The organism is Streptomyces ficellus, from assembly GCF_009739905.1.
Taxonomy (GTDB): Bacteria; Actinomycetota; Actinomycetes; order Streptomycetales; family Streptomycetaceae; genus Streptomyces; species Streptomyces ficellus_A.
This window is the reverse complement of the sequence record NZ_CP034279.1, coordinates 899,325-911,110: the sequence shown is the minus strand read 5'-3', so window position 1 is coordinate 911,110 and position 11,786 is coordinate 899,325. Positions and strand designations below refer to the sequence as shown.

Genomic DNA, 11,786 nt, shown 5'->3' with positions numbered 1-11,786 from the left:
CGGCGCCCGGCCGAAGGCCGACCACGAGAGGCCGCCCATGCCATCCGTGCCGACACTGGGGGAGCTCCTGGCCTCAGGACAGCGCTCCTTCTCCTTCGAGTTCTTCCCACCCAAGAGCGACGCCGGCGCGCGCACCCTGTGGGCCGCGATCCGCCGCGTCGAGGCCCTGGCGCCCACGTTCGTCTCCGTGACGTACGGGGCGGGAGGGTCGTCCCGCGACCGCACCATCGAGGTCACCCAGCGCATCGCGGCCGAGACGACGCTGCGACCGGTGGCCCACCTCACCGCCGTCGGACACTCGGTCGCCGAGTTGCGGCACATCATCGGCCAGTACGCGGACGCGGGCGTCCACGACATCCTCGCCCTGCGCGGCGACCCGCCGGGCGACCCCCGCGGCCCGTGGCTGCCCCACCCGCAGGGACTCACCTACGCCCGCGACCTGGTCGGCCTCGTCCGCCGCTCCGGCAACTTCTGCGTCGGCGTGGCGGCCTTCCCCGAGCTGCACCCGCGCTCCCGCGACTGGGAGAGCGACATCCGGCACTTCGTCGCCAAGTGCCGGGCCGGCGCCGACTACGCCATCACCCAGATGTTCTTCGACCCCGAGGACTACCTGCGCTTCCGCGACCGGGTCGCGGCCGCCGGCTGCGACACCCCGGTCATCCCGGAGATCATGCCCGCCACCGACGCCCGCCAGATCCGCCGCTTCGCCGAACTCAGCGACGCCGCCTTCCCCGAGGACCTGGCCCACCGCCTGGAGGCGGCCAGGGACGACCCGGCCGCCGCGCACCGCATCGGCGTCGACCACGCCACCGCGATGGCCGACCGCCTCCTCGCCGAGGGCGCGCCCGGCCTGCACTACATCACGCTCAACCGGTCCACCGCCGCCCTCGACATCCACCGGAACCTCGGCGTGACCCCGCGCGGCGCCCTCCAGCCGGCCTGACCGGCGCGCGCACCACGGAAGCGGGCCCTGCTCTCCCGGAGAGCAGGGCCCGCTTCGGCGTTCCGGCGGTTCCGGGTCACCAGCCCTCGACGGGCAGCTCCCACAGGCCGTAAATGACCGCGCCTTCCTTCCGCTCGATCTCCAGGAACGGCTTGGCCAGCTTCAGCCCCGGGATGCGGTCGAAGAGCTTGCTCCACACGATCTCGAGCTCCAGCCGGGCCAGGTCCGCGCCGATGCAGTGGTGCACACCGTGCCCGAATCCCAGGTGCTTGCGGCTGCCGCGGCTGAGGATCACCTTGTCCGGCTCGGGGAAGACCTCCGGGTCGCGGTTGGCCGCCAGGCCCAGGCACAGGATGCCGTCGCCCCTGGGAATCACCTTGCCGCCGATCTCGATGTCCTCCAGCGCCACCCGGGGCACCGCGGTGTCGCCGATCGTCGCGATCCGCACCAGCTCCTCGACCGCCGGCTTGATCAGCGCCGGGTCGTTCCGCAGCTGCTCCAGCTGGTCCGGGTTCTCCAGCAGGCAGGCGGTACCCAGCGAGATCTGGCTGGCCGTGGTCTCGTGCCCGCCGTTCATCAGCAGCCGGACCATGTTGAACAGGTCGCGGTCGGTGTACGACTCGCCGGAGGCCTCGTAGTCGGCCATCGCCCGGCTGAGCAGGTCGTCGCCGGGCTCCCGCTTCTTGAGCTGGATCAGCTCCTCGACGTACGCGTTCACCTCGACGATCGCGGCCTGGCGCTCCTCCGTCGAGCTGTGCCCGCCGAGCAGCGCCGTCCCGTGCTTGATGAAGAAGTCGTGCCGGTCCTGCGGGATGCCGAGCAGCTCGCAGATGACGGTCATCGGCACGGCGAGCGAGAACACCCGGTGCATGTCGACCGGCGGCTCCATCGACAGCATCAGGTCGATGTGCTCGTCGACGATCTCCTCGATGCGCGGCCGCAGCCGCTGCACCTGGCGGTTGGTGAAGGTCAGCGCCGCCTTGCGCCGGGTGCTGGTGTGCTCCTTGCCGTCGTAGCCGATGAAGGAGGTCTCGGTCCGGTACTCCGGCGGCGCGATGAAGTAGAAGGGGAAGTTCGCGTGCCGGCGCGACGCGCTGACCCGCGGGTCGGTGAGCAGCCGGCGGATCGTCTCATAGCCGGTGACGGTCCATATCCGCAGTCCGGAACCGGTCAGGGTGACCTGCGAGACGTCCTCCTCGACCATCCCGGCGTACTCGGCGGGCGGCGTGAACGGGCAGGTGCGCTTGTAGGGGAAGGTCGGGTCCTGCTGCTCCTGGCCCGACTCGGCGGTGGGTGCGGTCACGATGGGTCCTTCCTCGAAGGGGTGGGGTCAGCGCAGCGAGCCGAAGAAGGCGCGCAGTTCGGCGACGAGGGTGCCGGGCTGTTCGAGAGCGGGGAAGTGGCCGCCGCTGTCGTGGTCGGTCCAGCGGCGCAGGTCGGTGAAGCGCCCCTCGATCCAGGGGCGGGGCATGCGGCCGTCCTTGGGGAAGTTGGACACCGCGGCCGGTACCCGCACCGGTCCGAGGGCCAGCTTGTTCTGGCTCTCCCAGTAGATGCGGGCGGACGAGACCGCCGTCGCGGCCAGCCAGCCGACGGTGACGGCGTCGAGGACCCGGTCGCGGGGGATCGCCTTCTCCAGGTCGCCGCCGTGGTCGCTCCACGCCCAGTACTTCTCGACCATCCAGGCGAGCTGGCCGGCCGGTGAGTCGGTGAGCCCGTAGCCGAGGGTCTGCGGCCGGGTCGTCTGGATGACCGAGTAACCGCCCTCGGTCCGCTGGAACTCCTTCATCAGGGACAGCCCGGCGAGGTCCCGCTCCGACAGTTCCACCTGCTCCTGGGGCGGCCGCGCGAAGGGCATCGTCACATGGATGCCGAGGAGCCGCCGGGCGTCCGCGGCGCGCTCGGAGTCCCGTTCGCCCAGGATGGCCGTGACGAACGAGCCCCAGTCGACCCCGTGGGCCGCGTACCGCTCGTATCCGAGCCGTGTCATCAGCTCGTCCCACGCGGCGGCGATGCGCTCGGCGGTCCAGCCGGTGGCGGACGGCCGGTCGCTGTAGCCGTAGCCGGGCAGGGAGGGGCAGATCACGTGGAACGCGTCCGCCGGGTCGTCCGGGTCGGTCAGCGGGCCAACGAGGTCGAGGAACTCCACGACGGAACCGGGCCAGCCGTGGGTGATCAGCAGCGGCACCGCGTTCTCGTGCCGGGACCGCACGTGCAGGAAGTGGATGCCCAGCCCGTCGATCTCGGTACGGAACTGCGGCAGGGCGTTCAGCCTCGCCTCGGTCGCCCGCCAGTCGTAGCCGTCCGCCCAGTACGCGCACAGCTCCCGCACGTACGACAGCGGCGCGCCCTGCGACCAGTCGGTGACCGTCTCCCGCTCCGGCCAGCGGGTGCGGGCCAGCCGCAGGCGCAGGTCGTCCAGGTCGCTGTCGGGCGTCTCGACACGGAAGGGGACGATGCTCATCAGGCCGCGCCCCCGCCCACGTCCATGCCGCCGTCGACGGTGATGACCTGACCGGTCACCAGGTCGCTGCCCGGCTCCGCGAGCCGGGTGATCCAGGGGGCGATGTCCTCGGCCTCGGCGACCCGGCCGAGCGGGATGCCCTGCACGACGCCCGCGAAGAGGCCCTCGACCTGCTCGGGGCTCAGCCCGTTGGCGGCGTACGCCTCGGTGCGGACGAAGCCGGGCGCCACCGCGTTGACGCGGATGCCCGAGGCGGACAGCTCCGCCGCCCAGCTACGGGTGAAGCTGTGCACCGCCGCCTTGCTCGCCGAGTAGACGGAGCTGCCCGGGCCGGGATTGTGGCCGCCCCGGCTGGAGACGAGGACGATGCTGCCGCCCGGCGAGCGCAGCAGCGGCAGCAGCCGGTGGGTGAGCCGCAGCGGGGCGACGACGTTGACGTCCCAGACCTCCTGGGCGGCCGTCTCGTCGAGCGCGGCCAGCGGGGTGAACCGGAACACCCCGGCGTTGTGGACCAGGACGTCCAGCGTGCCGCCCGCCGCGGTCACCGCGTCGGCGACCGCGCGCGTCCCCTCCTCGGTGGTGACGTCGGCGGCCACGGGCACCACCGCCGGGCTGAGCGCGGCGGTCTCGTCCAGCCGGTCCTTGCGCCGGCCGGTGACGATCACGGTCGCCGCGCCGAGCCCGGCGAAGGCCAGGGCGGTCGCCCGGCCGATGCCGGTGCCGCCTCCGGTGACGACGACGGTACGGCCGGTGAACGGCTTGTCGGTCATGACGGGTTGCCTCTTTCGTCGATGGTTGCTCGAACTGTGGACCGGGGCGCGGGGCCGCCGGAGGCGACGCGGACGTCGCGCGGGCCCGCCCCGGCCGCCGCGAACTCCAGCAGGCGGGCGCCCTCCTCCGCCACGGCGTCCCGCTCGGGGCGGGAGAGCGGGGCACCCTGACCGAGGGGTTCGACGCACAGGGTGGCCGCTCCGCGCTCCTGGACGACCGACCAGGTGCCCCGGACGAAGCCGTCGACCAGCACGGTGGCGCGGATGGTCCCGTTGCGGGTGAAGAGCGCCGACCGGGGCACGTCGCCCAGGACGCGGACCCGGTCGGCGTGCGACAGCAGGATGTTGTCGAACTCCGGCAGGAAGCGCACCGGCGCGGGGGTGTCCGCGTCGGGCAGCGGCGCCTCCGGCACGTCGAACAGCTCCGCGCCCTGCTCGTCGCGGAACGTCCGCAGGACCGGCCGGAGCCGCTCCAGGACCTCACGCAGCCGGGTCAGCCCCGACCAGGTCTGCACGTCCTTGACGGAGGCCGGGCCGTACGCGCGCAGGTAGCGCGTCACCATGGTGTCCACGCCGCCCGGCGGCGGGGTGGCCGCCGTTGGCCGGCCGAGCCAGGACTCGGCGGTGGCGTACCGGGTCCGTCCGCCCACGCCCCAGACGCCCCGCGGCGGCACCTGCACCAGCGGCAGCAGGTTGCGCACCGCGTACGCCAGCCCGGCCGGGTCGCGGTCCGCCCACCGCGCCGCGAGCGCGGAGCCCAGTTCGCCGGGGGTGAGCGGCCCGTCGGCCAGGGCGGCGCGCGCGGCCCGGCGCAGGGCGTCCGGGGGCAGCCCCGCGGACGCCTTGGCGTACCGGGTGGCGGCGCGCAGGTCGCGGTCGAGGGCCGGCTGGACCAGCGGGCGCAGGGCCAGGCAGTCCTCGGCGGTGACCAGGTGGACGGTGGCGCGCAACAGGGTCACGCGCACCGCCTCCCGTGAGGTCAGCAGCCCGGCCAGCTCCTCGTGCCGGAAGCCCGCCAGCCGGCTCCACAGGCCGACGTACGGCGGGTCCGGCGCCTGCGCCTGCATGCCGACCAGGTGGCCGACCGCCGTGGTGGCGGCCATGCGGTGGCGGCGGAGCAGCAACTGCCGCTCGATCAGGGCTCGGTTGAGCGCGCGGCGCTGGAGCGTGGGCATGCCCGTACTGTCGCCTGCCGCGCTCGGGCCGCCCTTGAGGGCGGGGGCCGCGCCGGCAGGCTTGAGGGGTTCTGTAGGACCCGTCCCTACCGTGCCCGCATGCTGATCACGCAACGTGACGATGCCCGGCCGGGTGGGCCGCTGAGCGGTCTGCGGGTCGTCGAACTGGCGGGGATCGGGCCCGCCCCCTTCGCCTGCATGCTCCTCGCCGACCTCGGCGCCGACGTCGTACGCGTCGACCGCGCCGACGGGGAGCGGGCGTTCGGCACCTGGCACCGGGTCCTCGACCGGGGGCGGCGCTCCGTGGCCCTGGACCTCAAGCACCCCGACGGCACCGAAGCCGTCCTGCGGCTGGCGGAGCGCGCCGACGTCCTCGTGGAGGGCTTCCGGCCGGGAGTCGCCGAGCGCCTCGGTATCGGCCCGGCGGTGTGCGCCGAGCGGAACCCGGCGCTGGTGTACGCCCGGATGACGGGGTGGGGCCAGGACGGGCCACTGTCCCGGGCGCCCGGCCACGACATCAACTACATCGCGCTGAGCGGCGCGTTGCACGCCATCGGCACCGGCGGCGGGCCCCCGGTGCCGCCCGTCAACCTGCTCGGTGACTTCGCCGGCGGCGGGCTGTACCTGGCCGTCGGCGTCCTCGCCGCCCTCCACGAGCGCCGGACGTCCGGACGCGGCCAGGTCGTCGACACGGCGATCGTGGACGGCACGGCGTCCCTGCTCGGCATGCTGATCGGCATGGCGGAGGCGGGGGAGTGGCAGGGCGGCAGGGGAGACAACCTGCTGGACGGCGGAGCCCCCTACTACACGGTGTACGCCTGCGCGGACGGCGGGCACGTCGCCGTCGGGGCCCTGGAGGACCGCTTCTACGCCGCCCTGCTGGACGGCCTCGGACTCGACGCCGCCCTCGTGCCCGACCGGTCGGACCGGGCCGGCTGGCCCGCGCTGCGCGAGCTGTTCGCCGCCCGGTTCGCCACCCGCACCCGCGACGACTGGGCGGCCGTCTTCGACGGCACCGAGGCGTGCGTGAGCCCCGTGCTGTCCGTCACCGAGGCCGTGGCCCACCCCCACCACGCGGCCCGCGGCACCTACCTGCGCGACGACACCGGCGTCCAGCCGGGCCCCGCGCCCCGCTTCGGCCGCACCACCGCGACGGTGCCCCCGCCCGCCCCGCGCCCCGGCGAACACACCCGGGAGGTCCTCGCGGAGTGCGGCTGGTCCGGCGCGGACACCGAACGGCTGCTGCGCACCGGCGCGGCCCGGGACGCCCACCGCCACGGGGCGACCACCCGCGCTTGAGCGAGACCCGACTGCCGCGCCACACATTGCGGGCACCGGACACCGGCCACCGGGCACGCACCGGACCACGGACACGGCGTACGGACCGCCCGACGGAACTGATGGAGGCTGACCCACCCATGACCACCTACGTCTGGGACTACCTGCCGGAGTACGCGACCGAGCGCAAGGACATCCTCGACGCCGTCGAGACCGTGTTCGGCTCCGGCCAGCTCGTCCTCGGAAAGAGCGTGCGGGGCTTCGAGGAGGAGTACGCCGCCTGGCACGGCGTACGGCACTGCACCGGCGTCGACAACGGGACCAACGCCCTCAAGCTCGCCCTCCAGGCCCTCGGCGTGGGGCCCGGCGACGAGGTGATCACCGTCTCCAACACAGCCGCGCCGACCGTCCTCGCCATCGACGCGACCGGTGCCACACCGGTCTTCGTCGACGTCCGCGAGAGCGACTTCCTCATCGATACCGACCAGGTCGCCGCAGCCATCACCCCCCGCACCAAGGCCCTGCTCCCGGTCCACCTCTACGGTCAGTGCGCCGACATGGCGCCGCTGACCCGGCTCGCCGAGCAGCACGGCCTGAAGATCCTGGAGGACTGCGCCCAGGCCCACGGGGCGAGCCACCACGGGCGGCTCGCCGGGACCATGGGCGACGCGGCGGCCTTCTCCTTCTACCCGACCAAGGTGCTGGGCGCCTACGGCGACGGCGGCGCCGTCATCACCGACGACCCGGACACCGACGCCCGGCTGCGCCGGCTGCGCTACTACGGCATGGAGAAGACGTACTACGTCGTCGAGACCCCCGGCCACAACAGCCGTCTCGACGAGGTCCACGCCGAGATCCTGCGCCGCAAACTGACCCGCCTGGACGCCTACATCGAGGGCCGGCGCGCGATCGCGCGCCGCTACGAGGAAGGGCTCGCCGACCTCACCGGACCCGGCGGCCTGCTCCTGCCGGCCACCAACCCCGGCAACGAGCACGTGTACTACGTCTACGTCGTCCGCCACCCGCGGCGCGACGAGATCATCGAGGCGCTGAAGAGCCACGACATCGCGCTCAACATCAGCTACCCCTGGCCCGTGCACACCATGACCGGCTTCCAGCACCTCGGCTACGAGCGCGGTGCCCTGCCGGTCACCGAACGGCTCGCCGGCGAGATCTTCTCGCTGCCGATGTACCCGTCGCTGCCCCCGGAGACCCAGGACCGGGTGATCGGGGCCCTGCGCGAGGTGCTGACCGCCCTCTGAGGAGGCCCGACGATGGAGGTCCGACGATGAAAGCACTCGTGTTGGCCGGGGGGCTCGGCAGCAGACTGCGCCCCTTCAGCCACTCCATGCCCAAACAGCTCATGCCGATCGCCAACAAACCGGTGCTGGCCCATGTGATGGAGGACCTGCGGGACCTCGGGGTGCGGGACGTGGGAGTCGTGGTCGGCGACCGCGGCCAGGAGATCGCCCGGGCACTCGGTGACGGCTCCTCGCTGGGCGTGCGCCTCACCTACGTCCACCAGGACCTGCCCCGCGGACTCGCCCACTGCATCGCCATCTCCCGCGACTTCCTCGGCGACGACGACTTCGTGATGTACCTCGGCGACAACCTGCTGACCGAGGGCGTCAAGGACATAGCCGACGAGTTCCGCGCCCTGCGCCCCGCCGCCCAGGTGGTGGTGCACCCGGTCCCCGACCCCCGGGCGTTCGGTGTCGCGGAGGTCGGTGACGACGGCCGCGTCCTGCGGCTGGTGGAGAAGCCGCGGACACCGCGCAGCGACCTCGCCGTGATCGGGGTGTACTTCTTCACCCCCGCCATCCACGAGGCGGTCGCCGCCATCGGGCCCAGCGCCCGGGGCGAACTGGAGGTCACCGACGCCATCCAGTGGCTGGTCGCCCGGGGCGACGACGTGCGCGCCAGTACCTACCACGGGTTCTGGAAGGACACCGGCAAGGTCGAGGACGTACTCCACTGCAACCGCGAACTCCTCGACGGCCTGAAGCCCGCCGTCGCCGGAGACGTCGACGGCACCAGCGAACTGGTCGGCGCCGTGGTCGTCGAGGAGGGCGCCCGCATCGTGCGGTCGCGGATCACCGGCCCCGTGATCGTCGGCGCGGGCAGCGTCGTCGAGGACAGCCACATCGGGCCGTACACCGCGATCGGGCGGGACTGCGTCCTCGCCGCGGCGGGGATGGAGGACTCGATCATGCTGGACGGGGCGCGGATCCACAGCGTCGGCGGGGTGCACGGCTCGGTCATCGGCCGGGACGCCACCGTGTCCTCGCAGGCCCGCACCAACCGCAGCAGGATCGTGGTCGGCGACCACTCCAGTGTGGTGGTGGCCGCATGAGGGTCTTCGTCACCGGAGGCGCCGGCTTCATCGGCTCGCACTACGTGCGGACGCTCCTCGAAGGCGGCTACCCCGGCTTCGCCCAGGCCCGCGTCACGGTCCTGGACAAGCTCACCTACGCCGGGAACCGCGCCAACCTGCCCCCCGACGGCCCGCGGCTCACCTTCGTCCAGGGCGACGTCTGCGACCGCGCGCTCCTGTTCGACCTGCTCCCCGGCCACGACGTCGTGGTGCACTTCGCGGCCGAGTCGCACGTCGACCGGTCGCTCGTCGACGCGTCGGACTTCGTCCGCACCAACGTCGCCGGCACCCAGACCCTGCTGGACGCCTGCGTCGCCGCGGGCGTCCAGCGCGTCGTCCACATCTCCACCGACGAGGTCTACGGGTCCATCGACACCGGCTCCTGGACCGAGGACTGGCCGCTGCTCCCCAACTCCCCGTACGCCGCCTCCAAGGCCGCCAGCGACCTCGTCGCCCGCTCCTACTGGCGCAGCCACGGACTCGACCTGTCCATCACCCGCTGCTCCAACAACTACGGCCCCTACCAGCACACCGAGAAACTGATCCCGCTGTTCGTGACCAACCTGCTCGACGGACTGCCGGTCGGCCTCTACGGCGACGGGAGCAACGTCCGCGAGTGGCTGCACGTCGACGACCACTGCCGCGCGGTCCAGCTGGTCGTCACCCGCGGCCGGCCCGGCGAGATCTACAACGTCGGCCGGGGCAACGAACGCACCAACCGGCAGATGACGGACCTGCTCCTGGAACTGTGCGGGGCCGACCCGGCCCTCGTGCGCACCGTCCCCGACCGCAAGGGCCACGACCTGCGCTACTCGCTCGACGACAGCAAGATCCGCGAGGAGCTGGGCTTCACGCCCGCGGTGCCCTTCGAGCAGGGGCTCGCCGACGTGGTGGCCTGGTACCGGGCCAACCCCGGCTGGTGGCGCCCGCTCAAGGAGACCGTGCCGCCGCTCGCCGCGGTACGCCCCTGAGGCGTCCGCGCCCAGCCCCCTCCGGCACCGCCGGAGGGGGCGCCGCCCTGCCCGCGTGGCCCGGGAGCGGCGCACACCGGGTGTCGACCGCCGCTCCAGGGCTTCCCGAGCCGGCCACCGGACGGTGGCCCGACCAGAGCCGCCGTATGACGGGTACCGGCGGCACGAAGGAGGAGGGGCGATGGCCGAGGAGAGCCTGCAGCTCTACGACACGACCCTGCGGGACGGCAGCCAGCAGGAAGGCATGGTGCTCACGGTCGACGACAAGCTGGCCGTCGCCCGCCACCTGGACGCCCTCGGCGTCGGCTTCATCGAGGGCGGCTGGCCGGGCGCCATCCCCAGGGACACCGAGTTCTTCCACCGCGCCCAGACCGAACTGACGCTCGACAACGCGCTGCTCGCCGCCTTCGGCGCCACGCGCCGGCCGGGCATCCCGGTCTCCACCGACCCCCAGGTCCGCGCCCTGCTGGCGGCCGGGGCACCGGTCATCACCCTGGTCGGCAAGAGCCACACCGGACATGTGCAGCGCGCCCTGCGCACCACGCTCGCCGAGAACCTCGCCATGATCGGAAGCACCGTGCGCCACCTGGTGCATGCCGGCCGGCGCGTCTTCCTCGACGCCGAGCACTACTTCGACGGCCACCGCCTCAACCGCGACTACGCCCTCGCCGTCGTCCGCACCGCGGCCGAGGCCGGCGCCGAGGCCGTGGTCCTCTGCGACACCAACGGCGGCTCCCTGCCCGACGAGGTCCACGAGATCGTGGCCGACACCATCGCCATGACCGGAGCCCCCGTCGGCATCCACTGCCACGACGACACCGGCTGCGCCGTCGCCAACACCCTCGCCGCCGTGGACGCCGGGGCCGTCCACGTCCAGGGCACCGCGCACGGCTACGGCGAACGCTGCGGCAACGCCGACCTGTTCACCGTCATCGGCAACCTGGTCCTCAAGAAGGACAGGGCGGTGATCGGCCCCGCACAACTCGCCGGACTGGCCGCCACCGGACACGCCATCACCGAACTCACCGGCATCCCGCCCCGCCCCGCCGCCCCCTACGTCGGCCCCGCCGCCTTCACCCACAAGGCGGGCCTGCACGCCTCAGCGCTGCGGGTCGACCCCGGCCTGTACCAGCACACCGACCCCGAGCGCGTCGGCAACGTCATGCGGACGCTCGTCTCCGACATGGGCGGCCGCTCGTCCGTCGCGCTCAAGGCCCGGGAACTGGGCTACGACGTCGAGGCGGGCTCGGAGGAGGTCGCCCGAGCCGCCGCCCGCGTCAAGGACCTGGAGAGCGACGGCTACAGCTTCGAGTCCGCCGACGCCTCCTTCGAGCTGCTGCTGCGCGAGGAACTGGCCGGCACCCCGGACGAACCGCCGTTCGAGGTCGACTCCTGGCACGTCTCCGTCGCCCGCCGCAAGGACGGCGATGTCCACACCGAGGCCACCGTCCGCCTGCGTCTGGACGGAGCGCCGCTCGCCGCCAGCGGCAGCGGCAACGGGCCCGTCAACGCCCTGGACCGGGCGCTGCACCAGGCGCTCGACCCGTACTTCCCGCAACTCGCCAAACTCGAACTCGTGGACTATCGGGTGCGCGTCCTCACCGGCGAGACCGGCAGCAGCGCGGCCGCCCGGGTCCTGATCTCCTACTCCGACGGCGAACGCCGCTGGGGCACCGTGGGCGTCGACCGGAACACCGTCACGGCCAGCTGGCGGGCCCTGCTCGACGCCGTCCACTACGTGCTCCTCGACGACGTGCGACCCGGACGCGGAGCCAGCCCCCTCGCCACCGCCCTCGCGGGCTGAAGAAGAC

At 73.2% G+C, this 11,786-nt stretch carries 10 protein-coding genes; 6 read left to right on the top strand and 4 right to left on the bottom strand.

The genetic code is table 11. From position 1 onward, the window contains the following. Positions 1-37: 37 nt before the first annotated feature. Positions 38-943 carry a methylenetetrahydrofolate reductase [NAD(P)H] gene (gene metF / locus EIZ62_RS03920; protein ID WP_156691317.1) on the top strand — a complete coding sequence of 302 codons (906 nt, stop codon included), beginning with the start codon at positions 38-40 and terminating at the stop codon, positions 941-943. Positions 944-1,019: 76 nt separating this feature from the next. Here the strand turns inward: metF and EIZ62_RS03915 are convergent, their stop codons facing one another. From EIZ62_RS03915 to EIZ62_RS03900, 4 genes are read right to left on the bottom strand one after another with little or no spacing between them, the layout of a single operon-like run. After that, positions 1,020-2,246, bottom strand: coding sequence for a cytochrome P450 (locus tag EIZ62_RS03915; protein WP_244375436.1), 1,227 nt, complete (start codon positions 2,244-2,246; stop codon positions 1,020-1,022). A gap of 27 nt (positions 2,247-2,273) precedes the next feature. Then, entirely contained in the window at positions 2,274-3,407 is a 1,134-nt protein-coding gene (locus EIZ62_RS03910; protein WP_156691316.1) for an epoxide hydrolase family protein, read from the bottom strand. After that, positions 3,407-4,177, bottom strand: coding sequence for an SDR family NAD(P)-dependent oxidoreductase (locus EIZ62_RS03905; protein WP_156691315.1), 771 nt, complete (start codon positions 4,175-4,177; stop codon positions 3,407-3,409). The genes EIZ62_RS03910 and EIZ62_RS03905 overlap by 1 nt, the downstream gene beginning before the upstream one ends. Beyond that, positions 4,174-5,352, bottom strand: coding sequence for a winged helix DNA-binding domain-containing protein (locus EIZ62_RS03900; RefSeq protein ID WP_156691314.1), 1,179 nt, complete (start codon positions 5,350-5,352; stop codon positions 4,174-4,176). Before EIZ62_RS03900 ends, EIZ62_RS03905 begins: the two co-directional genes overlap by 4 nt. A 99-nt stretch (positions 5,353-5,451) precedes the next feature. Here EIZ62_RS03900 and EIZ62_RS03895 point away from each other — a divergent pair, with 99 nt between their 5' ends. The 5 genes from EIZ62_RS03895 to cimA all read left to right on the top strand — a co-directional run bounded on the left by EIZ62_RS03895 (position 5,452) and on the right by cimA (position 11,779). Then, positions 5,452-6,651 (top strand): CaiB/BaiF CoA transferase family protein, encoded by a 1,200-nt coding sequence (locus EIZ62_RS03895; protein ID WP_156691313.1) that lies wholly within the window; start codon positions 5,452-5,454, stop codon positions 6,649-6,651. Between the two features lie 119 nt (positions 6,652-6,770). After that, entirely contained in the window at positions 6,771-7,892 is a 1,122-nt protein-coding gene (locus tag EIZ62_RS03890) for a DegT/DnrJ/EryC1/StrS family aminotransferase (RefSeq protein ID WP_156691312.1), read from the top strand. A gap of 26 nt (positions 7,893-7,918) precedes the next feature. Continuing rightward, positions 7,919-8,983, top strand: a complete 1,065-nt coding sequence (locus EIZ62_RS03885; protein ID WP_156691311.1) for a glucose-1-phosphate thymidylyltransferase — start codon at positions 7,919-7,921, stop codon at positions 8,981-8,983. After that, positions 8,980-9,975 carry a dTDP-glucose 4,6-dehydratase gene (gene rfbB / locus EIZ62_RS03880; protein ID WP_156691310.1) on the top strand — a complete coding sequence of 332 codons (996 nt, stop codon included), beginning with the start codon at positions 8,980-8,982 and terminating at the stop codon, positions 9,973-9,975. Before EIZ62_RS03885 ends, rfbB begins: the two co-directional genes overlap by 4 nt. Before the next feature lie 181 nt (positions 9,976-10,156). Beyond that, entirely contained in the window at positions 10,157-11,779 is a 1,623-nt protein-coding gene (gene cimA / locus EIZ62_RS03875) for a citramalate synthase (RefSeq protein ID WP_156691309.1), read from the top strand. Positions 11,780-11,786 lie beyond the last annotated feature (7 nt).